Raw genomic sequence first — 22793 nt, forward strand, 5'->3', positions numbered from 1 at the left:
CACGACCGGACGGGATCGAAGAACAAGAGCAGGAGAACGAACAGCGGACGGCACCGGAGCTACGGCTCAGGCCCCCACCAGCTCGACCTGGACCTCGACCTCCACTGGTGCGTCCAGCGGCAGCACCGCGACGCCCACCGCGCTGCGCGCGTGCACGCCCTTGTCACCGAGGACCGCGCCCAGCAGCTCGCTGGCGCCGTTGATCACGGCGGGCTGCCCGGTGAAGTCGGACGCCGAGGCGACGAAGCCCACGACCTTCACGACGCGCGCGATGCGGTCCAGGTCGCCCGCGACGGACTTCACGGCGGCCAGCGCGTTGAGCGCGCAGGTCTTCGCCAGATCCTTGGCCTCGTCGGGCGTCACCTCCGCGCCGACCTTGCCGGTGACCGCGAGCTTGCCGTCCACCATCGGCAGCTGACCGGAGGTGTACACGTACACCCCCGACTGCACGGCCGGCTGGTACGAGGCCAGCGGCGGGACGACGTCCGGCAGCGTCAGCCCGAGCTCGGCGAGCTTCGCCTCGACCGCGCCCGCCACTACGCCTTCTCCCGCTTCAGGTAGGCCACGAGCTGCTCGGGGTTGTTCGGGCCGGGAACGACCTGGACCAGCTCCCAGCCGTCCTCGCCCCAGGTGTCCAGAATCTGCTTGGTCGCGTGCACGAGAAGGGGCACGGTCGCGTATTCCCACTTGGTCATGGCCCGACTGTAATGCCTGGCACGCACAGCCTCGTGCGTAGCCCGCGGCCCGACTGGTTAGGCTCGAATACGTGAGCAGGTTCCAGGTCGTCAGCGGCAAGGGCGGTACCGGTAAGACCACGGTCGCCGCCGCCCTCGCGCTCGCCCTCGCGACCGAGGGCAGGCGCACCCTCCTCGTGGAGGTCGAGGGCAGGCAGGGCATCGCCCAGCTCTTCGAGACGGAGTCGCTTCCGTACGAGGAGCGCAAGATCGCCGTCGCGCCCGGCGGCGGCGAGGTGTACGCCCTCGCGATCGACGCCGAACGCGCCCTTCTCGACTACCTCCAGATGTTCTACAAGCTCGGCAGCGCGGGCCGGGCGCTCAAGAAGCTCGGCGCGATCGACTTCGCCACCACGATCGCGCCCGGTGTACGGGACGTGCTGCTGACCGGCAAGGCCTGCGAAGCCGTACGCCGCAAGGACAAGCAGAACCGGTACGTCTACGACTACGTGATCATGGACGCGCCGCCCACCGGGCGCATCACCCGCTTCCTCAATGTGAACGACGAGGTGGCGGGGCTGGCCCGGATCGGCCCGATACACAATCAGGCGCAGGCCGTGATGCGGGTGCTGAAGTCCCCCGAGACGGCGGTCCATCTGGTGACGCTGCTGGAGGAGATGCCGGTCCAGGAGACCGCGGACGGCATCGCCGAGCTGCGGGCCGCCGAACTACCGGTGGGCCGCGTCATCGTGAACATGGTGCGACCGCATCTGCTGGACGAGGACGCGCTGCGCACCGCCGCGGGCGGCCGCCGCAAGGAGATCGCCAAGGCGCTGACCCGTGCGGGCGTGACCGGTTCCGCGGGGCTCGTACGCCCGCTGGTCGAGCAGGCCGCCGAGCACGCCCAGCGGGTCGAGCTGGAGCGCGAGCAGCGTGCGGTGCTCGCGGGCCTGGACCTGCCGGGGTACGAACTCCCGCTGATCAGCGAGGGCATGGACCCGGCAGGCCTCTACGACCTGGCGACCGAGCTCCGCAAGCAGGGCGTGGGTGACGGGGCGGGCGAAGGGGCGGGACAAGGGGTGGGTACATGACACAGGGCACGACCGCGACCACGGCCGCGGACACGGACACGGACGCGGATACCGACTCAGGCAGAGACGTCGGCAGAGACGCGGCCCCGGACAGAACCGAGGCCCCTGCCACCGCCCCCGCGCTGGACACCGACGCGCTGCTCGACGACCCCGGCATCCGGATCATCGTGTGCTGCGGATCGGGCGGGGTCGGCAAGACCACGACCGCCGCGGCGCTGGGCGTACGGGCCGCCGAGCGCGGCCGTAAGGTCGTCGTCCTCACCATCGACCCGGCCCGCAGGCTCGCCCAGTCCATGGGCATCGACTCGCTGGACAACATCCCGCGCCGGGTGCCCGGCATCGAGAGCGAGGGCGCCGGGGAACTGCACGCCATGATGCTCGACATGAAGCGGACCTTCGACGAGATCGTCGAGGCGCACGCGGACGGCGAGCGGGCGCGCGCGATCCTGGAGAACCCCTTCTACCAGTCCCTGTCGGCCGGTTTCGCGGGCACGCAGGAGTACATGGCGATGGAGAAGCTCGGCCAGCTGCGGGCGCGCAACGAGTGGGACCTGATCATCGTCGACACCCCGCCGTCACGCTCCGCGCTGGACTTCCTGGACGCCCCGAAGCGTCTCGGTTCGTTCCTGGACGGAAAATTCATCAAGCTGCTGATGGCCCCGGCGAAGATGGGCGGCCGGGCCGGAATGAAGTTCCTCAACGTGGGCATGTCGATGATGACCGGCACCCTCGGCAAGCTGCTCGGCGGCCAGTTCCTGCGCGACGTGCAGACCTTCGTGGCGGCGATGGACACCATGTTCGGCGGCTTCCGCACCCGGGCGGATGCCACGTACAAACTGCTTCAGGCACCCGGTACGGCGTTCCTCGTCGTCGCGACACCGGAGCGGGACGCGCTGCGCGAGGCGGCGTACTTCGTGGAACGGCTGGCCGCGGAGGAGATGCCGCTGGCCGGACTGGTGCTCAACCGTGTCCATGGCAGCGACGCCGCCCGGCTCTCAGCCGAGCGCGCACTGGCGGCCGCAGAAAATCTTGACGGGGTCGGCATTGTGGATCAGACGGCCGGGAAGGCTGGACTTCGTGACCCGGCCGACTGGTCGGTCGCCGCTCCCGAAGCCGTCACTCCCGATCGTTCCTCTCCCAAACCCGATCCCGATCCTTCCGAGCGGGCTCCCAAGATCCGCGAGACCCCCAAAACCCGCAAGACTCCCGAGGCCTCCGAGCAGATTCCCGAAGCCGCAGCCGAACCCAGGACCGCGATCGCGACCGAGGCCGTCTCCGTCGAGCAGCTGACCGCGGGTCTGTTGCGGCTGCATGCGGAACGGATGCAGGTAGTCGCACGCGAACAGCGCACACGCGACCGCTTCACCGCGCTGCACCCGGAGGTGGCCATGACCCACGTGGCCGCCCTGCCCGGTGACGTACACGACCTCGCAGGGCTTCGGGCCATCGGGGACCGGCTCGCGACCGGTTCTGTCCCGGCCGGAGCTGCGTAGCCGCCCGTGCGGCCTATCCCACCGCGGCGTACCTCTCGTGCAGTTCGTCGTCATCCAGTCCGATCGCCACGGGCAGGATGCCCGTGGACTGCTCGTACTCGCTGCGCGCGGTCTCCAGCAGCCGGCGCCAGGACGTCACGGTGGGCCGCCTGCGCAGCAGTGCGCGGCGCTCCCGCTCGGTCATTCCGCCCCACACGCCGAACTCGACGCGATTGTCCAGCGCGTCGGCCAGGCACTCGGTCCGCACCGGGCATCCGGTGCACACCGCCTTGGCCCTGTTCTGCGCTGCCCCTTGTACGAACAGTTCATCTGGATCGGTAGTGCGGCAGGCTGCCTGCGCACTCCAGTCGGTTACCCAGCCCATCACGGCGCCGTCCTCTCCCGAATCGAGGCTCCCCCACGGCGGTAGCGGCATATTCACCGCTGCCAGTTGAGGACGTTACGGAAGGCGGCGACAGCACAACACCCCCTTCGGGCCCAATCTTGAATGGCCCGAACGGACTATGCGTATGCGGCAGATCACCCAGGGGAGTGAGGTGAGGACATACCTCGCCATCCCGGCAGAATCAGGACAGTTCGCCTGGATCACAACGGACGTTCGATGACACAGGAGGCGAATTCGGGAGCGCCTGAACGCGTGGCCGGATCGTGCACGGGGGTTGATACGGAACGGGACTGCTGTGACAGTTGTGAGCAGCTTAGGCCAAGGCATATACGCGTGTCCGGCGAATGAGAACGTAGGCTGCCCCCATGCCAAAGAAGCGCTCGGGCGGGGGTCTCACGACGACCCAGCAGGCCGCCAAGTTCCTCGGTGTCGCCGCACTTTCCGGAGTTGTGCTCGCGGGCATCGCGCTGCCGGCCGCCGGAGCACTGGGTCTCGCCACCAAGGGGACGGTCGAGGGATTCGACGAAATCCCGGCCAATCTCCGTACTCCACCACTGAGCCAGCGCACCACGATCCTGGACAGCAAGGGCGGAACAATCGCCTCCGTCTATTCGCGCGACCGCACGGTGGTCGAGCTGAAGGACATCTCGCCGTACATGCAGAAGGCGATCGTGGCGATCGAGGATGCCCGCTTCTACGAGCACGGGGCGATCGACCTCAAGGGCATCCTGCGCGCACTGAACCGCAACGTGCAGGAGGGCGGGACCGCGCAGGGCGCCTCGACCCTCACGCAGCAGTACGTGAAGAACGTCTTCGTCGAGGAGGCGGGCGACGACCCGGACAAGGTCGCGCAGGCCACTCAGCAGACCATGGGCCGCAAGATCCAGGAGCTGAAGTACGCGATCCAGGTCGAGGAGAAGCTCGGCAAGAAGCGCATCCTGACGAACTACCTGAACATCACCTTCTTCGGGCAGCAGGCGTACGGCGTCGAGGCCGCCTCGCAGCGCTACTTCTCCAAGCGCGCGAAGGACCTGACCCTGGAGGAATCCGCGCTGCTGGCCGGCATCGTGCAGTCGCCGAGCCGCTACGACCCGGTCAACGACACCGCCGAGGCGACCAAGCGCCGCAACACCGTGCTCCAGCGCATGGCCGACGTCGGTGACATCTCGCAGGCCGAGGCCGACAGGGCGAAGTCGAATCCGATCAAGCTGAAGGTCAAGAAGCCGCAGAACGGCTGCATCACGGCTGTCAGCGGAGCCGGTTTCTTCTGTGACTACGTACGTCACGTCTTCCTCTCCGACCCGGTCTTCGGCAAGACCAAGGAGGACCGGGCCGGGATCTGGAACCGGGGCGGTCTGACGATCCGGACGACGCTCGACCCGCAGTCCCAGCAGTCGGTGCAGAGCTCGATCAAGAGCCATGTCTACAAGACTGACAAGGTCGCGACGGCCGTGACGCTGGTCCAGCCGGGCACCGGCAAGATCATGGGAATGGGCCAGTCCAAGCCGTACGGCTTCGGGGCCAACGAGACCCAGTACAACTACTCGGTCAACAAGAGCATGGGCGGCTCGAACTACGGCTTCCCGACCGGTTCGACGTTCAAGCCGTTCCTCGCCTCCGCGGCCATAGAGGGCGGCAAGCCGGCCACGCAGGTCTACCCGGCCCCGTACGAGATGGACTACCCGGAGACGGTGCGGTCCTGCGGCAACCCGTGGGTCAACGACGGCGTGCCGAAGTATCACCTGGAGAACGAGAGCGAGACCGAGAAGGGGCCGTACTCGCTGAAGGAGGCGATGGAGAAGTCCGTCAACACCTACTTCGTGCAGATGCTCCAGGACATCGGCATGTGTCCGGTCTCACAGATGACCGACAAGCTGGGCGTGGTGCAGGGCGACGGCACCAAGCTGCCGCAGAACCCGTCCACGCTGACCCTCGGTTCCAACGGCCTCTCGCCGCTCACGATGGCCAGCGCCTACGCGGCGTTCGCCAACCGCGGTACGTACTGCACGCCGATCGCCATAGAGTCGGTCAGGACGGCGGCCGGCGACTCACTTCCCGTACCGAAGACCAGCTGCTCGCAGGCGATGTCGCAGACGACTGCGGACACCATCAACACCCTGCTGCGCGGTGTGGTCGACTCCGGCACGGGTCAGGAGGCCGGCCTCCAGAGCCGCGACAACGCGGGCAAGACCGGTACGACCGACGCCCGTAAGAACGCCTGGTTCGTCGGCTACACGCCGAACATGTCGGGTGCCGTCTGGGTCGGCAGCCCGTCCCAGAAGGTCGAGATGGAGCACATCACCATCGGCGGCGTGTACCAGGACAAGGTGTACGGCGGACAGGTCCCCGGACCGATCTGGCGGGACGCGATGACGGGCGCCCTCAACGGGGTGGTCGCCCCCGCCTTCAACACCGTCAACATCCCGGACCCGCCGAAGCACGACGACGAGGACGAGGACCCCGGCAGGAACGGTCCCGGGGGCCAGAAGCCCGGCAAGAAGCCCGGAGACAAGAGTCCGTTCCCCGGAATCAGCGTTCCGCCGGACATGATCGGCGGGAACACCGGCGGCCGCGGCGGTCAGACCAACGGCGGTACGCAGGGGCCCTGACTTCTACCGTTCACGCACATGAAGGTGGGGCGCCCCGGATCGATCCAGATCCGGGGCGCCCCACCTTCGTGCATCCCTGTACGTACGCGGCGCGGGCTCAGCCAGCCAGGAGCTTTTTCACCGCGGCGGCCACCCGGCCGCCGTCCGCAAGCCCCGCGACCTTCGGGTTCACGATCTTCATGACGGCACCCATCGCCCGCGGGCCCTCGGCCCCGGCGGCCTTCGCCTCCTCGACGGCGGACGCCACGATCGCACCCAGTTCGTCGTCGCTCAGCTGCTTCGGCAGGTACGCGTCGAGCAGCTCGCCCTCGGCCCGCTCGCGCTCGGCCTGCTCGCTCCGGCCGCCCTGGGCGAAGGCCTCGGCCGCCTCGCGGCGCTTCTTCGCCTCCTTGGCGATCACCTTCTGCACCTCGTCGTCGGAGAGTTCGCGAGCCGTCTTGCCGCTGACCTCCTCCTTCGTGATGGCGGTGAGCGTCAGCCGGAGCGTGGACGAGGTCAGCTCGTCACGCGCCTTCATGGCCGTGGTGAGGTCTTCCTTGAGCTTGGACTTGAGCGTGGTCATGTGCTGATTGTGGCAGGTGCGGGGTGCGGGCCGCCCGCCGGTTTTCCGCGGGGCTCACGGTGTCTGCAACGATGGGCGGATGCGCGCACGCTACGGAGTACCCCTGAAAGTCACGGCAGTCGGCGCAGCGGTCGGCGCTGTCGGCCTCGCCTACGCCGCCGGATTCGAGGCCCGCTCGTTCCGCCTGCGACGGGTCACCATCCCCGTACTCCCTCATGGGGCACGCCCGTTGCGCGTACTCCAGGTCTCCGACATCCACATGGTCAGCGGGCAGCGCAAGAAGCGCGCCTGGCTGCAGTCGCTGGCCGGCCTGCGCCCGGACTTCGTCGTGAACACCGGCGACAACCTCTCGGACCCCGGAGCCGTGCCCGAGCTGCTCGATGCGCTCGGTCCGCTGATGCAGTTCCCGGGTGTGTACGTCTTCGGCTCCAACGACTACTACGGCCCCAAGCTCCGCAACCCTGCCCGCTACCTCTTCGAGAAGGCCCAGGGCAAGCACGGCCTCAACGGAAACTCCCCCGCGGTCGGCGTCGTCCACAACCCGTGGGAGCCGATGCGCGACGCCTTCGACGAGGCGGGCTGGCTGGGCCTGGCCAACACCCGCGGCCGCCTCAAGATCGACGGCCTGGAGATCGCCTTCACCGGCCTGGACGACCCGCACATCAAGCGCGACCGCTACGCGGAGGTGTCGGGCGGCCCCGAGACGGGTGCCGACCTCTCCATCGGCGTGGTCCACGCCCCCTACCTGCGCTCCCTGGACGCCTTCACCGCGGACGGCTACCCCCTGATCCTGGCCGGTCACACCCACGGCGGCCAGCTCTGCATCCCCTTCTACGGAGCCCTGGTCACCAACTGCGACCTGGACACGGACCGGGTGAAGGGCCTCTCCACCCACTCCGTCGAGGACCACCGCGCCTACCTCCACGTCTCCGCAGGCTGCGGCACCAACCGCTACACCCCGGTCCGCTTCGCCTGCCCCCCCGAGGCAACCCTGCTGACCCTGACCCCCCGGGACTGAGCCCCACGGCTCCCGGGCCCCCTTCGGCCCCCTCGCCCTCAGCAGCACATAAACCGGATTTCGTCTGCGGGCGCGGGTGGGCTAAAGTAATCGATGTCGCCGGGACACCGACGACGATCGGGGTGTAGCGCAGCTTGGCAGCGCGCTTCGTTCGGGACGAAGAGGTCGTGGGTTCAAATCCCGCCACCCCGACAGTGAAGTACCAGGTCAGGGGCCTGATCCGCAGTGCGGGTCGGGCCCCTGAGTGGTTCCTGGAGATCGCTTGGGAGAAATCTGGGAGAAGATCTTGGTCGGCTTCTCCCAGGAGCAGTCTCCAGTGCCGCAGGAAGAGCGGCGCTCACGCGCGCTCGGACCTGCGCGTTCGCGAATCCAGGGCTCGTAGCTGACCAGGAAGACCGCGGCGGGCCGCCCCAACGGTCGTTAGGAACACCGCACATGGCAGGTCATCGCTCAGCGCCTCCCCACGACCGTGCCCGTGCGCTCGCCCAGCGGGTACGCGCGTTGCGGGAGGACCGCGGGTGGACGCGTGAACGACTGGCCAAGGAGGCGGGCATCGCCGTCGGAACGGTGAGCCGCCTGGAGAACGAGGGAGCGATCCAGCCAGGTTTCTTCACCGTCGGCGCCATGGCCGAGGCCCTCGCGGTCTCCCTCGATGATCTGTTCCAGGCGGCCCAGGTCACGCCCGGCCTCTGGTCAGCCGGATACGAAGGGCGGGACATCGACTCGTTCGTCGCCTCGCTCGTCACCAGCCGCATCGGCGTGGTTGCGGATGTACGGCTCACCCCGATCAGCCGCAAGAAGGGCTTCAGCAAGACCCGCCTCGGGGGCGCGCTTGCCGAGGCCGGCATCGAGTACACGCACCTGCGTGGCCTGGGCAATCCCAAGGACAATCGGGAGCCCTTCTGGGACGGCCGCGTCGAAGTGGGACAGGCGCGCTTCCGTGCCCTGCTGCAGTCCGAAGAGGCTCTGGCCGACCTTGACCGCCTCGCGGAGCACGCCCGAACGTCACGTGTCGCGGTGCTGTGTTTCGAGAAGGACGAGAGCCGCTGCCACCGGCAGGTCGTCCTGGAGGTGGTCCGCAGCCGGGTCTCGGTGCCGGTGAATCCCTTGGCCTGACTTCGTCGTCGGGTTTCGCACGCGCCCTTGCCAGCGGTGCATGCCTCTCTTCCAATCAGATCGGGGAGATCGATGGAGGGGGCACACATGGCGTCGTCGGCACTCGGAAAGCGGCAGCGGGCCCGGATCATGATCACGGTCAAGACATATCCGGAGCTGTCCAACAAGTACCGCGAGACCAGCTGCGTGGCTGGCATACGCCTGGACCAAGGGGAGCCGCAGCACGTGCGGCTCTTCCCGGTGCCCTTCCGACTCCTGAGCGAGGAGGCCCGGTTCTCCAAGTACTCGATCATCGAGGTCGATATCGAACCGCACCGTCCAGAGCGGGACTCACGGCCGGAGAGCCTCCGGCCAGACCTCGACACCTTGGAGATCGTGGGTCAGGTGCCGCCCGACGGCGGCTGGAAGAAGCGGTACCAGTATGTGGAGCCTCTGGTCGCACCGTCGCTCTGCGCCATCAAGCGGGATCAAGAGAAGCGGGGAACATCCCTCGGCGTCTTCCAGCCCGCCGAGATCACCCGCTTTCGGCTGGAGCCCGCCGAGCCCTGGTCCGTCTCCAAGGCCGCGCTCGCCGACCAACTCGACCTGTTCGAGCAGGAGCTGAACCCACTGAAATGGGTACCGCTCGACCTCCGCTACAGCTTCCGCTGTGCCGACGACGACTGCCCGACCCACGACATGGGGCTGAAGGACTGGGAGGCCGGCCAGTCGTACCGCAAGTTCCTGCGCAGGTACGGCGAGCGCGGGGTCCACGAGGCACTGCGCGAGCGCTGGTACAACCGGATGTGCGCTCCGGACCGGGCCGTCCACTTCTTCGTCGGCAACATCGCTGCCCATCCCAAGACCTTCATGCTGTTGGCCGTCTTCTACCCGGAGCGGACGGTCGTCGAATACGTGCAGGACAGCCTGTTCGGTGAGTGACACGCTTCGGCCGGAGATTCAGGCGGACTTGCTGCGCTGCCGCGTGTCGTTCGGTTCCTGTGCTCCCGCCTGCTTCGGGAACGGGGTGACCTTCTTCGGGCGAGGCTCCTTTCCGAAGAACTCCCGGTATTTCTCGACGGTGCCGATCTCCCTGACGACCTTCCTTACCCAGGCGGGTGTGTATACGTATGTGCCGAATGCCTCGCTGTAGATGCAGTACTTCGCGTTCGTGGCGCGGGGGTCGGGAGCTCCGGTGGCAGGTCTGACTGCGAGCCGTCGCCACACTTTGGCGTGCTCGTTGTGGACACTGAATTCGAAGGGCACTTGCTCTTCCACCAGGCGGGCGACCCGCCCTGGGAGCAGCATGTCCTTGTCGGCCACCTCGACGTGCTTGATCTTCTCGATCACCGTGCCGAGACGCCCGGCCTCGACCATGGTCCTGCGCTCGTCCTCACTCAGTTCGTCGAGCTTGACGAAGTTGATCGCCAGGTCAGCGTCCGTTTTGGCGCCGATGATGGGCACGAGCCGTACGCGGTAGTCGTATCGGAGATCGTCGAGGACCGTGAGATCGATGGCGGCCTCGAACTTCGCCACCAGGTCGCGGGTGTGCTTCGGCAGCTTCTTCGCCGCTGCCTGGAGCTGCTCCCGCCCTTCAGCGGTGAGTGCTTGGAGCGACATCGGGAAGCGGAGCCGATCGGCAAGGCTGTGCTCGGGGCCGAAGTGGGCGACCAGTTCCTGCTCGTAGTTCATGACGAGCGCCTGGGCCCTGCCGCCTGTGACGATCTTCAGGTTGTGCTCGTAGCGGTGCTCCACCTTGTTGCGGAGCGCCACGAACAGCTCCCCGTTCAAACGCACGGGATCCTGGTTGTCGGGGAAACGCTCCCGCAAGCACCGGTCCAGATCCCAAGCCTTGGGCTCACCGTCGATCAGCTGGTGGTGACCGGTCTTGGGGTCTCGGTAGTGGTAGTCGATCTGCGCCTTGTGGAACTCGGCGTGGAGCAGGTAGTGCCACGCCCTGTGCATGTGCGTGAGGAAGTCGCTGTAATTACCAGTCGAGCAATTCCACTCGTCCACCGCTTTGAGGGCGTGCCGCTGCGACTCCATGAGGATGTGGCGCCAGCGAGCGTATGCCATGTCGTGCGTCCTTCTCGTCCATAAGAAGGGTCACACCAACAGCCGTATCAGGACAAGCAGAATTCCCACGACGAGTCAGCAACGCCACCCGCAACAGCACTACTACCCGTCAATCACCGGACCCGTTGTGTCCAGCGCAGCGCCCACGGTGTCCGGTCCACGACGTTCGAACCGATACTCCGCTGGCCTCTCTCCCAACTCGGCGACCTGTGTGGGCAGATCGCCTTCCCCCAGCCTGCGCTTCACATGACTCCTGCGAACGACGCCGCTCAGAAGGGCTTCGCGGGCCAGTCCAGCAGCCGGGCCCCGATCACCGCGGTCTGGAGCGTGTAGCGGTGCACCGGGTCGGACGGGTCGGCGCCGGTGAGCTTGTGGATGCGTTCCAGACGGTACGTGAACGCACGCACGCTCAGCGACAGCCGGCGGGCCGCCTCGGCGGCCACACAGCCGGAGTCGAAGTAGGCGGTGAGGGTGTCGAGGAGCGGCTCGGCTCCGCCGCGGGCCTGGCGCAACGGGCCGAGGGCACTGACCACCAGATCGGCCATGGCCTGCCGGTCGCGGGTGAGGACGGGGTAGACGAGGAGGTCGGCGGCGCGGAGCACGGGTTCGTCGAGTTCCAGACGGTCGGCCAGATCGAGGGTGTTCAGGGCTTCCTCGTACGACTGGACGACGCCGGCCGCGCCGGGCTGCGGGCGGCCGATCGCGACCCGGCCACCGTCGGTGGCGGCGAACGCCTGCTTGGCGAAGTAGGCAAGGACATCACCCTGGTCGCCGGGTGCGATGCACACGAGTCGGCCGTCCTTGGTGGTGAGCAGGATGCTGCGGTCGCCGAAGCGGCCTATCAGCGCGCGCTCCACCTCCCTGGGCACGGGGTCACCCTCGTCGTATGCAACATCACCACGTGCCACGGCGACCGCGTGCTCGTACGACAGCCGCAGTCCGTAGCGTTCGGCGCGCTGGGCCAGCAGGCCCAGGTCGCTGCGGCCGTAGAGCAGATCGTCGATGAACTCACGGCGGGCGGCCTCCTCCTGGCGTACGGCGTGGCGCTGGGCGCGTTCGTAGCCCTCGGCAAACGCGTCGAGGGCCTGGGCGGCGGCGGCCAGGACGTCGTCGGCGGACGCGGTGTTACCGGTGGGCCAGTGCGCTCGCGTTGCGGCCATGTGGGCGCCGACCAGGGAACGCAGTCCGAGCCCGGCCTCGGCGGCCTGCTCCCCCAGGACCCGGCGCGAGTCCAGTTCCTCCCGTGTCAGACGACGCCCGGTCCCCGAGGCGTCCGCGAGAAGGCGTGCGTACCCCTCCAGGTACTCCTCGGAAACGTCCTGCCCTGCCATGTGCTCCCCCGGATCCGATGAGCTGTTGACGCCTTTCTAGCGCATGGGCCGGGGATCGGGCCCTGGTGGGGGCGAGGTCTCTGCCGGGCTCCGGCAGTCCGGCGGAGCCACCGAACGGGTCCGCACAGCAGGCGCTCCGCTGCCTGGGCCTCTACGCTGCCCACAGGTGTGCCGGGAAGTCTGGTCGGCGGACAGGCTCGCGTGCCCGGAGGCCCGATGCACCGCTTTCGCTCTCTTATTCGCTGGCATCGGCCCGGCCGGGACAATCCTCCGCACGGTCACACGGTCGTCCGCCTGCACGGCGACCTCGATGCCCGAAACGCCGATGCGACAAGCCGACGACTCGTGCGGCTGATCGACACCGGGGTGGACGTCCTGGAAGTGGACCTGGCGGATGTGCAATACCTCAGCCCGGACGGCTGCGCGGCGTTCTTCGCGGCGCTTCGAACGGCCCGGGTGCGCGGTGGCCGGCTGGTCATCACCCACGCCAGTGACCATGCGCAGTCGGTTCTGCACCAGATCGGTCTGTCCCGCGCTCTGTCGGAGCAGGACGGCTGAAGCGGGCCCCAGCCGCTGAAGTTGCCGGAATCCGGCAATGACCGGCACACCAGAGTGCCCGCCAAGGATCTGTCAATGCCACGTAAAGAACGTGTAGGGTTCCCCGCGGTGTGCCGGGAAGCCTGGTCGGCGGTTGTAGGGACAAGTCTCTTTGCCGATCGGGGGTTTGGTCATGGTGCTCGTCGTGGTCTTCGGGGTGGCACTGCTCATCGCGGTGCTGCTGTCCGGGCTCGCCGCCCGGACCATCCTGTCCACCTCCCTCCTTTTCCTGCTCGGCGGGGCGCTGGTCAGTGACGGCTTCCTCGGGCTGATCCACATCACGCCGGGCAGCGAGATCGTGTCCGTGACGGCCGACCTGGCCCTGTTCGCCGTGCTGTTCACCGACGGCATGCACGTCTCCTTCCCGAAGCTGCGCGCCAACTGGCGCAATCCGGCCCGCGCCCTCGGGCTCGGCATGCCGCTCGCGTTCGTCGGGATGGCCCTGGTCACGCACTTCGCTGTGGGCCTGGACTGGACAACGTCCTTCCTCGTCGGCGCCGTCCTCGCACCCACCGACCCGGTGTTCGCCTCGGCGATCGTCGGCCGCAAGGAAGTCCCGGCGAAGCTGCGCCAGTTGCTGAACGTGGAGAGCGGCATCAACGACGGCCTCGCACTGCCGGTCGTGCTCATCCTGATCGCCGCGGCCGGCCCGACGTCCGGGCACGCCGAGGCCGACCTCGGCAAGATCGCCCTGGAGCTGGTCCTCGGCCTCGTCTTCGGTGTCGTACTCCCCTTCGTGGTGATCGAGCTGGTGCGGTTCCGGCTGCTGGGCGCCGAGCCCAAGCTGCAGCCGCTGCTGCCGCTGGCGATCGGCGTGATCCTTTACGCGGTCTGCCACCTCACGCACGCCAACCCCTACCTCGCCGCCTTCTCGGCGGGGGCAGTGCTCACCGCACGGTCGCTGGAGGCGAAAGAGGCATTCGAGCCGCTCGGCGAGGCGCTGGCGGAGCTGGCGAAGTTCGCGGCACTCCTGGTGTTCGGAGCGCTGCTGACGCCGCAGCTCTTCGGCGACCTGTCCTTCGGCGGGTACGTCGCGGTCGTCCTGGCCATCGTGCTGATCCGGCCGACCTCGCTGCTGCTGTCGCTGCTCGGCACCCGCTTCACCCGGCAGGAGAAGCTGGTCGCCGCCTGGTTCGGGCCGAAGGGCTTCGCCTCGGTGGTGTACGGGCTGCTGGTGCTGCAGGCCGGGATTCCGCAGGGCGAGGAGGCGTTCACGCTCATCGCCGTGTGCATCGCCTTCTCGATCGTCGCGCACAGCTCCACCGACGTGCCGATCGCCCGCCTCTTCCACGTCGAGGACATCGCCGGTGTGCGCGCTGGCCACGAGGCGCCCCTGACCTCGAAGGAGGCCGACCATGTCGGTGCGTGAGCTTGCGGGGCCGTACCCGTCCGTGACCACCGACGACGACGCGCGCACGGCAGCCCGGCTGCTGGTCGAGCAAGGGCTGCCCGCGCTGCTGGTCGTGGATCGCGACGGACACCCGTACGCCGCGGTGGCCGGACCACAGCTGATCGGGCCCCTCCTTCCTCCGCACACGCTGGAAGGCCCCGTGTCCGGAGCCGAGGGCGACGACCGGGACCTCGACGAAGCGCTGGATCGGATAGCCGGGCTCACGGTGGCGGAGTAGCTGCCCCGCCACCGAGTCCGGCCGCCGACCGTCGCCCCGGACGCGAGCGTCACACGCGTCGCGGCTCTGATGGCTCGCACCCACACCCCGCTCGTCGCCGTCGTCGAACACGACGGCGACGAGATCAAGCTCGTGGGCGCTGTGACGGCCGCCCGCCTGATGGAACGACTCATCGGAGGAACGTGAACGGCTGGGAGAGCTGGGCGGCCATCGCCGTCTTCGTGGCCACCTACGCGCTGATCATCAGCGAGAAGATCCACCGCGTGGCGGCGGCCCTCGGAGGCGCAGCCCTGATGCTGGCGATCGGCGCCACCGACGACGCGTCGGCCTTCTTCTCCGAAGAGAGCGGCATCGACTGGAACGTCATCTTCCTGCTGATGGGCATGATGATGATCGTCGGTGTGCTGAAGAAGACCGGCATGTTCGAGTACCTGGCCATCTGGGCCGTGAAACGGGCGCGGGCCAAGCCGTTCCGGGTGATGGTGATGCTCGTCGTCATCACCGCTGTCGCCTCCGCACTGCTCGACAACGTCACCACCGTCCTGCTGATCGCCCCGGTGACTTTGCTGGTGTGCGAGCGCCTCGCACTGCCCGCCGCGCCATTCCTGATCGCCGAGGTGTTCGCATCGAACATCGGCGGCACAGCGACCCTGGTCGGCGACCCGCCGAACATCATCATCGCCAGCCGGGCCGGCCTCACCTTCAACGACTTCCTGGTCCACCTCGCCCCGTTGTCCGCGTTCCTGACCGTGGTGCTGGTCGTGCTGTGCCGTTTCCTGTTCCGCAAGTCGTTCGTCTACGACGAGACCCGCGCCCTGGAGATCATGGCGCTGGAGGAGCGCGAGGCGATCAAGGACCCCCGGCTGCTCGTCCAGGGGCTGGTGGTGCTGGTGCTGGTCGTCGCCGGGTTCGTGCTCCACCCGGTGCTGCACTACGAGCCCAGCGTCGTCGCCCTGCTCGGGGCCGGTCTACTCATCGCGCTCTCTGCGGTGGAGACCGGCGACGTGATCGGTGAGGTCGAATGGCCCACCCTCGCCTTCTTCGCCGGACTGTTCGTCATGATCGGCGGGCTGATCGAGACCGGTGTGATCGGCGAGATCTCCAAGTCTCTCGCCGACGCCATCGGCGACAACGATCTCGGCGGCTCCATGCTGCTGCTCGGCGCCTCGACCGTGCTGTCCGGGATCGTGGACAACATTCCCTACGTCGCCACCATGGCCCCCATCACCGCCGACCTGGTGCACAACATGGGCGGCGACCCTGACCACGTCATGTGGTGGGCCCTGGCCATCGGAGCCGACCTGAGCGGCAACGCCACCGCCATCGGCGCAAGCGCCAACGTGGTCGTCCTGGGCATCGCCGAGCGCAACCGGCAGCCCATCTCCTTCTGGGAGTTCACCAAGTACGGCCTGGTCGTCACCGTCGTGACGGTGACGCTGTCGGCCGGGTACGTGTGGCTGCGCTACTTCGCCCTGGCCTGAGTCGGAAGTCCCGCACCGCATGGTCGCGGGGGACGAGGAAGGTGTGCCGTGTTCGATGTGTTGTGGGTGTGCGGTCTCTCCGCACTAGCGCTGCCTCTGGCGATCGCCCTGATCTGTGGCTGGTCTCCCCGGTGGGTCCGACGACGTACCAGCCCGTGGGGCATCCGGGTCCGAGGGGTGGCGTTCCTGGTGCTCTGGGCGAGCGGAATGGTCGTGCCGCTGGCCAAGTGGGGCGGGCTGGATTCCGAGGACGCCGCGTTGGCCACCTTCCCCGCGCAGTTCGGGATGATGACCTTCGCGGCGGGGCTCATGTGCGGCTCGGAGCTCGGTGAGTGGTTCTACCGTCGGGCCGTGCAGTCCACGATCCGCGACGGAGCCGGAACCGACGGAGGGTGGCCGCAGGGCCCGCACTCCTCAAGCTGACGGCGCCGTATATTTCGCGTCAATGTCCTGGCCTGTGCCCCGAGGGTGTACGACGCTGAGGGCAGGGACGTTTCCAGCAGATGAGGAGCCCGCCGTGCGCGCCCGTGACCTGGCGGTTGGATACGAGACGGTGAGCGTCGACAGCGACGCCGTGGACGCGGCCCGGCTCATGGCCGAGCACCGGCTTCCGGGCCTGCTGGTGCTCGACGCGGACGGTGAGCCCAAGGCGATCCTGCCCGCCTCCCAGATGGTCAAGGTGCTGGTGCCCGCCTATGTGGTGGAGGATCCGACGCTCGCCGCGGTCGTCGACGAGAAACACGCCGACCGGCTGTGCAAGGCGCTGGAGGGTCGCACCGTCGGGGACTGCCTGTCCAGCAAGTCCGAGCCGCCGCCGATCGCCGACCCCGACGACACCGCACTGGAGGTGGCCGCGCTGATGGCACGGGTGCGCAGCCCGCTGGTGGCGGTCGCCAAGAAGGACAAGGCTGGGACGCACCTGATCGGCGCCATCACCGCTTCGCATCTCCTGCACGAGCTTCTCGGCGCGACAGGAGCGGTCAGTACGGCGGGATCGTAGGAGCTACTCCAGGCCGGAAGCCCGCAGAATCCCCTGGCATGCCTCCCCGTCCATACGACGGCCCAGGCTCTCCAGCACCGCCCTGCCGTACCGCAGCGTGCCGTGCTGGACGGATCGGCGGGCACCCTGATCGAGGTGGTGCCACAGCAACGGGTTGGCGGCCAGGACATGTGGGTCCAGTACCAGATGCCGACCGGACGAGTCGGTCAGGACCAGCCGCTGTGCAATCCCCTCGGACATCCGCACGGCCACGAGGTGGTCTGTATGTACCCGGTCGTGGGCCAGCAACCCGCGGGAGTCGAGTACACCGCCCTCCGCGCTCACGCGCGGTGGCGTCAGCGCGATGCAGAGCAGTCCGCCGAGCGCGGCCCACAGCGCGGCACGGCCGGCGGTGAGTTCCGTGAGCACCCAATCGAGCAGCATCAGCGCCCCGAAGAGCTGCACGCCGCATCGTGCCGCGCTACGCAGGTCGCGGGCCCAGTACCGGTCACGGACCACACCGGTAGACGCCGGGCGGCGGGTACCGCCGGGCCGGGCTCGTCCGCTGCCAGGTCGTCCCATATCTGCCAGGTTAGGCACGGAGCGTGCGGTTGTCCTCGGCCGGGACAAGACGGCCTCAGCTGCTCCTGTGTCACTCGTGCTCGCGCAGGAAGCGGTTCCGGTAGGCGTGGGCCCGGCGCCTGGCCTCGCGCAGGCCCGAAGTGGCGGCGGCCTCGATGCGCAGGGTGTCGGCGTCTGCCTCCGGTCGCCTTCGGTCGCGCCGGATCAGCACGGCCGTGGCGACGGCGATGACCAGGACGGCGGCAGCGAGTGGCGCAAGGAAGTAGATCATCACTGTCCCTGCCGCCGGGCCGCGTGGCGTGCCGTCGGGTTGGCGATCAGGTGGCGCGGGTCGATCGCCCTGTCGATCGCCGACTCGACTGCGGCGATCCGGTCGGCGAGGAGACCGAGGGCAGCGACGGCCCGGGCCAGCTGGTCGTCCTCCGGTCCGCCAAGGGCCTGGGTGCGGACGTAGGCCGTCTTCAGCTCCGCCCAGCGGGCTGCCTGATCGGCGGTCAGCGTGCCGCGTAGCTCGCCCAGCTTGAGCAGGTTCGCCTCGGCGCCGGTGGTGAGGGTCTGGGCCTCGGCGCGGTAGTGGTCCTCGACCAGCGCGGCCAGTTCGGTGTCATTCATGACCGGCTGGACGCGCTGGGCGATCTTGTTCATGTTTCGGTACGAGCCCTGGAGTCGGAAGGGCGGTTCGACGCGAGTGGCGTCGGACTGGGCCGCCGAGGCCATGTACGCGGCGTTCACCGCCAGGACCGTCTCGCGGACTGTGAGCAGGTGGCGCAGGACGGACAGGATCCGCTCCAGCTCGGCGGGCGCGTACGGGTGGGTCAGCCGGTCGGCGCGGGCCGTCGCGTCGCCCTGCGCGAGGCGGATCAGCAGGTCGAGGTCGGTGCGGTCGCGGCCGGCGAGCGGGGCGAGGACCGGGTTGGCGGTGAGGGCGTTCTCGATGAAGCTGAGCGCGAACGCGGCCTGCTTGCCGGTCAGGACGTCGCCGAGGTTCCACACGTCGGCGCGGTTGGCCAGCATGTCGGGCACGTGGAAGCGGGTGCCGGACTCGGTATAGGGGTTGCCGGCCATGCACACGGCGAAGCGCTTGCCGCGCAGGTCGTAGGTGCGCGGCTCGCCGTCCCGGACACCGTCGATGCTGCGGGTGGCGTCACACAGCGGGATGAACTTCTGCAGCAGTTCGGGCGAGGTGTGTTGGATGTCGTCGAGGTAGAGGAGGGTGTTGTTGCCCGCCTCCAGCGCGAAGTTGATCTTCTCGATCTCCTGGCGGGCGGTGGCGTTCGGGGCTTCGGCCGGGTCGAGCGATGTGACGGTGTGGCCCAGCGCCGGGCCGCTCACCTTCACGAGCAGCAGACCGAGGCGGTCGGCGACGTACTCCATGAGGGTCGTCTTGCCGTAGCCCGGCGGGGAGATGAGCAGGAGCAGACCGCCGGTGTCGGTGCGCTTCGTGTCGCCCGTGGTGCCGAGCTGCTTAGCGAGACTGTCGCCGATCAGCGGGAGGTAGACCTCGTCTATGATCTGGTTGCGGACGAACGCGGACATCACGTGGGGGCGGAATGCATCGAGGCGGAGGCGGGTTCGTTCAGCGGCGACGAGGGCGGTGCGGTGGCGCTGGTAGGCGCGGTGGGCGGGGACCTCGTCGGTGCGGAACTGCCGGGTGCGGGCGAGGAATTCGTCGATCCGGACGGTGAGCGTACGGCCGGTGATCCGCGGGTGGGCGCCGAGCAGTCCCTCGACGGCCACGGTCACAGGCGCGTCGGACTCATAGCGCGGCAGGTCGGGGCAGAGCTCGGCGGCCACCGCCTCAGCCAGGTCGCCGAGGGCGAGGTCGGTCCCGGTGGCGGTCGTGTACGCCGTCAGCCATGCCTCGACCAGTTGCTTGCGGACGGCCGGGTCGGCGAGAGCGGCCAAGTCATCGTCGTAGGACGAAGTTCCCACCGTCCGGCGGAACTTGTCGAGCAGCGTGCGAGTGCCGGCGCTGATGACGAAGCCGTCGGGGCCGGTGGTCAGTTCCTCGAAGAGGTACCCGGCGGCGGCCTCTGAGCCGACCACATCCGCCAGTTCCCGCTGAAGGTCGGCGATCGCGGGCGCCAGGCCGAAGGTGTCGCGCGCACGGGCGAGGGACACCGCGCGTCGGGCCCAGTTCTGGCGTGCCTCGGCCGTCGTGCCGTGGGCCCAGAACAGGTGGGCGGCGGCGCGGGCGGCGGGCTCATGGCGCAGCAGCCCCGCACCCTCGTGCAGGCGCAGGAGAGCCCCGAGGATCAGCACCGCGTCCTGGTCGTGGACTCCGCGTTCGTAACCCTCGTCGTAAGCCTCCTCAGCCGCTTGCCGGACGAGGGAGGACAGGTCGGCGTCCGCCAGGGCCGCGGGGCCGTGTTCGTCCAGGAGCCGGGCGGCGAGGTGCTCGGCGCGGTAGACCTCCGGGGACTCGGAGGGCAGGAGGCGGTCCCAGTACGGGTGGGTGGTGGCGAAGTCCGGGTCGGTGACCGGGGCGCGGTAGTCGGTGCCGGTCAGGGCAAAAGCCAGGCCGTCGCAGTGCGGGACCAGGGTGAGGTCCAGGGGCTGGGTGTTGACGGCGAAGCGGTGGCTGCCGAGGCGGAGAGTGCGACCGTCGTCGGCGTAGAGGTCGGTGCGGTCGCGCAGGGCGCGCAGAGCCTCCTGGCGGGCCGACTTGAGCCGGCCATCCAGCTCCTCGGCTCTGACCTGGTCGCCGAGTTCGCGCAGTTCGTCGGCGGTGCGGCGGACTTTGGCGGGCATCGGGTCGGAGGTGAAGTACGTGGCGACGGCGTCCGCGTCGTCCAGCGTGGCGGCGCGCCGGGTGACCGTCCGCAGGACGCGGTCCGCCGAGTCGGCGAGGCGTTCGGCGCGGCGGGCGCGGGCGTCGGCGAGGGTCTGTTTGCGGGCGGAGAACGCCTCGTGGATCTCGTCGCGCTTGTCGGCGAGCGGGCCGAGGAATTCGTCGAACTCGGCGAACCGGGACTCCAGGCTCTCCACCTGCATCAGCAGGCGGGCGAGTTGCGCGTCGCAGGTCTCCGGGCTGTCGACGGCCGCGAGCGCACCGGTGACGGCCTGGCCGAGCAGTGCGAACTCGGCGGCGAACTCCGCTCGTCCCTCGTGGCCCAGAAGCTCGCGGCGGCGGCTGTCGAGGGTGGCGCGGGCGCGGTTGACGCCGCCGAGGATCTCGGCGATCCATTCCAGGACGGAGGTGCGGACGGTGGCGTCGGCGATGTCGAGCCCGGCGACGACCTCCGTCACCGTGCCCAGCTGGTCGGCGAGTTCACTGATCCGGGCCGCGACCGGCGCGGCTTCGGCGACGGTGGCGATCGCCTCGGCGTCCTCGATGAGCTGCTCGACTTCGGCGTGGTGGCCGGCGAAGGCGTCCTCGCGGGCGAGGTGGTCGACGGCCCGCCGTCCGAAGGCGGCTAGGTCGGCCTCGGCTTCGGCGGCGAGTTCGCCGATGCGAGCGGCGTCCGCGTACCGCAGGTCCTTGAGGGTGAGCAGATGCCCTTGCGCCTGCCGGAGTTCGCTCAGCCCCGCCACCCAGCCGGCGGCGCCACGCGGGGCCTCGCCGCGCAGCCGTCGTACGACTCCGGCGATCCGCTCCGCCGCTGCGGTGAGCGCGTCGGCGGCCTGCCGGGTCAGGGCCTGGACGGTCTCGAACTCGGCCAGCACCTGCTCGGCGGTGGCCCTCATCTCATGGAGCGGTGTGCTCAGGTCGCCGAGATCCGGCTCGCCCAGCCAGTGGTGGGTGTCCGCCACCCGGACGCAGGCGGCGGCCAGGGCCGCATACACCTGGGTCGTCGGCGTCGTGTCGGCGACGGCACCGGCCAGGGACAGGCAGTCGGAGATACCGCGAACCAGGTCGGCGTTGCCGACTCGGGCCAGCGGACCGCTGCCGGCGGGGCGGGTGGCGGCGTGGGTGTCGGAGACGTACGGGGAGCTCCACCGCTGGAGCGGGTGCACGCGCTGTGGCTCGTCACTGTCGGCGCGCAACGCCAGCAGGGTGCCATCGTCGAAGAGGGCCCAGCCGTGGCAGGACAGCGGGGCGGCGACCTCCTTGCGGATCAGGTTGTACGGCAGGAGCAGACTGCGGCCTTCCTCGCGCGCGTGGAAGGCGTACAGGACGTCCTCGCCGTTCGGGGAGCGGATCTCCCGCTCGAACTCCAGCTCGGACGTGTCGAGTTCGTACGTCTTGTGGGTGCCGGTGGCCAGGCAGTACCCACCGGGGAAGACGATGCCCTGGTCCTCGGGGAGACGGCGGCACGCCTGCCCGATGCCGTCGAGGCGGACGACGGTCCTGGTGAGCGTGTTGAACACCAGGTAGCGGTGCGTGTCCTCCTTGTACGGGAGGATCCGCAGCAAGAGCAGAGCGCCCACGCGCGCGTACGCGATGTCGGCATCGGCGAGGGACTGGAGCGGCTCGGTGACCGGCTCCGCGTAACTGCCCCCACTCGTCTCGGTGTTGTCGTCCAGCTTGACGGTGAGGGTGCCGCCTACCGTGGCGACGAAGACCTCGCCCTCGACGGACACATGGGGGTGGCGGCCGAGGACATGGTACTCGCGGGTGGTCGCCGTCCATACGAAGTCGTGGGACGGCGGGAAGACGTGATCACGGTCGCCGCGTGCGTCCAGGAAGGACGCCTGCCCGTTCTCGGACAGGGCCCAGCGCAGGACGCGGATGTCGCCGGGCTTTTCGCCAGTCCGGAAGACCGCCAGCAACTTGCCGTCGACACGGCGGAGCTGGAGAAGGTGAGCCTGGCGGTAGTAGCGGTAGAGGGCGGCGAACTCGCGGACGAACGCGGGGTCGTCGAGCAGGCCGGGTACGGCGTCGTCCGGCAACCGGTTCAGGTCGCGGTCGTGCAGGGCGAGGACGTCACCGACGGTGGTCTCCGGCTGTGCGCCGGGGAGGACGTTGTAGCCGAAGAGCAGTACGTCGCCGACGGCCACGATGTCTCGGGGCACACACGCGTGCTCGGTGCGCAGTCGCTCGGTGCCGTTGAGTTCGAGGCCGGTGGAGCCGAACTCCTCGGTGCGGCGGGTGTTGAGCGCCTCGGCGCGCCGGGCGAGTTCGGCGGCCTGCGTGGCGAGGCGGTCACGCAGCACCTCGTAGGTGCCGGTGTCCAGGCCGGTGGTCATGAGAGCCCTCTCAGGAAGTCGGGTGAACACGTCCGGAGCCGCCGTCCCCTGCGCGGCGGCTC

General features: G+C 69.0%; 22 protein-coding genes and 1 tRNA gene. 14 read left to right on the forward strand and 9 right to left on the reverse strand.

What is annotated here, in order from left to right:
• Window positions 1–66 precede the first annotated feature (66 nt).
• Together OG507_RS18250 and OG507_RS18255 are read right to left on the reverse strand one after the other, a co-directional pair.
• Window positions 67–537, reverse strand: a complete 471-nt coding sequence (locus OG507_RS18250) for a RidA family protein (RefSeq protein WP_327368254.1) — start codon at window positions 535–537, stop codon at window positions 67–69.
• Complete coding sequence (locus OG507_RS18255) at window positions 537–695, reverse strand: DUF4177 domain-containing protein (RefSeq protein WP_003967454.1); 159 nt, start codon at window positions 693–695, stop codon at window positions 537–539. Before OG507_RS18255 ends, OG507_RS18250 begins: the two co-directional genes overlap by 1 nt.
• Before the next feature lie 71 nt (window positions 696–766).
• Here OG507_RS18255 and OG507_RS18260 point away from each other — a divergent pair, with 71 nt between their 5' ends.
• Together OG507_RS18260 and OG507_RS18265 are read left to right on the forward strand one after the other, a co-directional pair.
• Window positions 767–1765, forward strand: coding sequence for an ArsA family ATPase (locus OG507_RS18260; RefSeq protein WP_327368255.1), 999 nt, complete (start codon window positions 767–769; stop codon window positions 1763–1765).
• A complete protein-coding gene (locus OG507_RS18265) occupies window positions 1762–3258 on the forward strand; it encodes an ArsA family ATPase (RefSeq protein WP_327368256.1) in 1497 nt (498 codons plus the stop codon). Before OG507_RS18260 ends, OG507_RS18265 begins: the two co-directional genes overlap by 4 nt.
• Window positions 3259–3271: 13 nt before the next feature.
• Here the strand turns inward: OG507_RS18265 and OG507_RS18270 are convergent, their stop codons facing one another.
• A complete protein-coding gene (locus OG507_RS18270; RefSeq protein ID WP_176740522.1) occupies window positions 3272–3622 on the reverse strand; it encodes a WhiB family transcriptional regulator in 351 nt (116 codons plus the stop codon).
• A 386-nt stretch (window positions 3623–4008) separates the two neighbouring features.
• Here OG507_RS18270 and OG507_RS18275 point away from each other — a divergent pair, with 386 nt between their 5' ends.
• A complete protein-coding gene (locus OG507_RS18275) occupies window positions 4009–6252 on the forward strand; it encodes a transglycosylase domain-containing protein (protein ID WP_327368257.1) in 2244 nt (747 codons plus the stop codon).
• Window positions 6253–6349: 97 nt separating this feature from the next.
• On the opposite strand, the gene OG507_RS18280 is transcribed toward OG507_RS18275, so the two are convergent.
• Window positions 6350–6814 carry a GatB/YqeY domain-containing protein gene (locus tag OG507_RS18280; RefSeq protein ID WP_327368258.1) on the reverse strand — a complete coding sequence of 155 codons (465 nt, stop codon included), beginning with the start codon at window positions 6812–6814 and terminating at the stop codon, window positions 6350–6352.
• A 79-nt stretch (window positions 6815–6893) separates the two neighbouring features.
• On the opposite strand from OG507_RS18280, the gene OG507_RS18285 reads away from it, so the two are divergent.
• From OG507_RS18285 to OG507_RS18300, 4 genes are all read left to right on the forward strand, one after another.
• Window positions 6894–7832: a metallophosphoesterase gene (locus OG507_RS18285; RefSeq protein ID WP_327368259.1), complete on the forward strand. Its 939-nt coding sequence runs from the start codon at window positions 6894–6896 to the stop codon at window positions 7830–7832.
• A 118-nt stretch (window positions 7833–7950) separates the two neighbouring features.
• Window positions 7951–8024, forward strand: a tRNA-Pro gene (locus OG507_RS18290).
• A gap of 243 nt (window positions 8025–8267) precedes the next feature.
• The gene (locus OG507_RS18295; RefSeq protein ID WP_327368260.1) at window positions 8268–8948 is read left to right on the forward strand and encodes a DUF488 family protein, N3 subclade; all 681 of its coding nucleotides are present in this window, start codon (window positions 8268–8270) and stop codon (window positions 8946–8948) included.
• 87 nt (window positions 8949–9035) lie between these two features.
• Window positions 9036–9869: a hypothetical protein gene (locus OG507_RS18300; RefSeq protein WP_327368261.1), complete on the forward strand. Its 834-nt coding sequence runs from the start codon at window positions 9036–9038 to the stop codon at window positions 9867–9869.
• A gap of 18 nt (window positions 9870–9887) precedes the next feature.
• Here OG507_RS18300 and OG507_RS18305 read toward each other — a convergent pair whose 3' ends face one another.
• Together OG507_RS18305 and OG507_RS18310 are read right to left on the reverse strand one after the other, a co-directional pair.
• Complete coding sequence (locus tag OG507_RS18305; RefSeq protein WP_327368262.1) at window positions 9888–11003, reverse strand: DUF3644 domain-containing protein; 1116 nt, start codon at window positions 11001–11003, stop codon at window positions 9888–9890.
• Between the two features lie 269 nt (window positions 11004–11272).
• A complete protein-coding gene (locus OG507_RS18310) occupies window positions 11273–12334 on the reverse strand; it encodes a PucR family transcriptional regulator (RefSeq protein WP_327368263.1) in 1062 nt (353 codons plus the stop codon).
• A 216-nt stretch (window positions 12335–12550) separates the two neighbouring features.
• Between OG507_RS18310 and OG507_RS18315 the strand changes: the two genes are divergently transcribed.
• The 7 genes from OG507_RS18315 (at window position 12551) to OG507_RS18345 (ending at window position 17040) form a co-directional block, all read left to right on the forward strand.
• Window positions 12551–12892: an STAS domain-containing protein gene (locus tag OG507_RS18315; RefSeq protein WP_327372020.1), complete on the forward strand. Its 342-nt coding sequence runs from the start codon at window positions 12551–12553 to the stop codon at window positions 12890–12892.
• 172 nt (window positions 12893–13064) lie between these two features.
• The gene (locus tag OG507_RS18320) at window positions 13065–14300 is read left to right on the forward strand and encodes a cation:proton antiporter (RefSeq protein ID WP_327368264.1); all 1236 of its coding nucleotides are present in this window, start codon (window positions 13065–13067) and stop codon (window positions 14298–14300) included.
• A complete protein-coding gene (locus OG507_RS18325; protein ID WP_327368265.1) occupies window positions 14287–14559 on the forward strand; it encodes a hypothetical protein in 273 nt (90 codons plus the stop codon). The genes OG507_RS18320 and OG507_RS18325 overlap by 14 nt, the downstream gene beginning before the upstream one ends.
• Window positions 14560–14745, forward strand: a complete 186-nt coding sequence (locus OG507_RS18330) for a CBS domain-containing protein (protein ID WP_327372021.1) — start codon at window positions 14560–14562, stop codon at window positions 14743–14745. It abuts the gene before it with no gap.
• Entirely contained in the window at window positions 14742–16040 is a 1299-nt protein-coding gene (locus OG507_RS18335; protein WP_327368266.1) for an ArsB/NhaD family transporter, read from the forward strand. The genes OG507_RS18330 and OG507_RS18335 overlap by 4 nt, the downstream gene beginning before the upstream one ends.
• A gap of 48 nt (window positions 16041–16088) precedes the next feature.
• Window positions 16089–16463, forward strand: a complete 375-nt coding sequence (locus tag OG507_RS18340) for a hypothetical protein (protein WP_327368267.1) — start codon at window positions 16089–16091, stop codon at window positions 16461–16463.
• 94 nt (window positions 16464–16557) lie between these two features.
• A complete protein-coding gene (locus OG507_RS18345; protein ID WP_327368268.1) occupies window positions 16558–17040 on the forward strand; it encodes a CBS domain-containing protein in 483 nt (160 codons plus the stop codon).
• Between the two features lie 3 nt (window positions 17041–17043).
• Here the strand turns inward: OG507_RS18345 and OG507_RS18350 are convergent, their stop codons facing one another.
• The 3 genes from OG507_RS18350 to OG507_RS18360 all read right to left on the reverse strand — a co-directional run bounded on the left by OG507_RS18350 (window position 17044) and on the right by OG507_RS18360 (window position 22731).
• The gene (locus OG507_RS18350; RefSeq protein ID WP_327368269.1) at window positions 17044–17484 is read right to left on the reverse strand and encodes a hypothetical protein; all 441 of its coding nucleotides are present in this window, start codon (window positions 17482–17484) and stop codon (window positions 17044–17046) included.
• Window positions 17485–17671: 187 nt separating this feature from the next.
• Window positions 17672–17872 carry a hypothetical protein gene (locus OG507_RS18355; RefSeq protein ID WP_327368270.1) on the reverse strand — a complete coding sequence of 67 codons (201 nt, stop codon included), beginning with the start codon at window positions 17870–17872 and terminating at the stop codon, window positions 17672–17674.
• The gene (locus OG507_RS18360) at window positions 17872–22731 is read right to left on the reverse strand and encodes a DNA repair ATPase (protein ID WP_327368271.1); all 4860 of its coding nucleotides are present in this window, start codon (window positions 22729–22731) and stop codon (window positions 17872–17874) included. Before OG507_RS18360 ends, OG507_RS18355 begins: the two co-directional genes overlap by 1 nt.
• Between the last annotated feature and the right edge of the window lie 62 nt (window positions 22732–22793).

This window comes from Streptomyces sp. NBC_01217, from assembly GCF_035994185.1.
Lineage (GTDB): Bacteria > Actinomycetota > Actinomycetes > Streptomycetales > Streptomycetaceae > Streptomyces.

Coding starts and splice junctions, on each gene's coding strand:
- OG507_RS18255 (WP_003967454.1), bottom strand. CDS start 695: ATGACCAAGTGGGAATACGCGACCGTGCCCCTTCTCGTGCACGCGACC.
- OG507_RS18265 (WP_327368256.1), top strand. CDS start 1,762: ATGACACAGGGCACGACCGCGACCACGGCCGCGGACACGGACACGGAC.
- OG507_RS18270 (WP_176740522.1), bottom strand. CDS start 3,622: ATGGGCTGGGTAACCGACTGGAGTGCGCAGGCAGCCTGCCGCACTACC.
- OG507_RS18275 (WP_327368257.1), top strand. CDS start 4,009: ATGCCAAAGAAGCGCTCGGGCGGGGGTCTCACGACGACCCAGCAGGCC.
- OG507_RS18280 (WP_327368258.1), bottom strand. CDS start 6,814: ATGACCACGCTCAAGTCCAAGCTCAAGGAAGACCTCACCACGGCCATG.
- OG507_RS18285 (WP_327368259.1), top strand. CDS start 6,894: ATGCGCGCACGCTACGGAGTACCCCTGAAAGTCACGGCAGTCGGCGCA.
- OG507_RS18295 (WP_327368260.1), top strand. CDS start 8,268: ATGGCAGGTCATCGCTCAGCGCCTCCCCACGACCGTGCCCGTGCGCTC.
- OG507_RS18300 (WP_327368261.1), top strand. CDS start 9,036: ATGGCGTCGTCGGCACTCGGAAAGCGGCAGCGGGCCCGGATCATGATC.
- OG507_RS18305 (WP_327368262.1), bottom strand. CDS start 11,003: ATGGCATACGCTCGCTGGCGCCACATCCTCATGGAGTCGCAGCGGCAC.
- OG507_RS18310 (WP_327368263.1), bottom strand. CDS start 12,334: ATGGCAGGGCAGGACGTTTCCGAGGAGTACCTGGAGGGGTACGCACGC.
- OG507_RS18315 (WP_327372020.1), top strand. CDS start 12,551: ATGCACCGCTTTCGCTCTCTTATTCGCTGGCATCGGCCCGGCCGGGAC.
- OG507_RS18320 (WP_327368264.1), top strand. CDS start 13,065: ATGGTGCTCGTCGTGGTCTTCGGGGTGGCACTGCTCATCGCGGTGCTG.
- OG507_RS18325 (WP_327368265.1), top strand. CDS start 14,287: ATGTCGGTGCGTGAGCTTGCGGGGCCGTACCCGTCCGTGACCACCGAC.
- OG507_RS18355 (WP_327368270.1), bottom strand. CDS start 17,872: ATGATCTACTTCCTTGCGCCACTCGCTGCCGCCGTCCTGGTCATCGCC.
- OG507_RS18360 (WP_327368271.1), bottom strand. CDS start 22,731: ATGACCACCGGCCTGGACACCGGCACCTACGAGGTGCTGCGTGACCGC.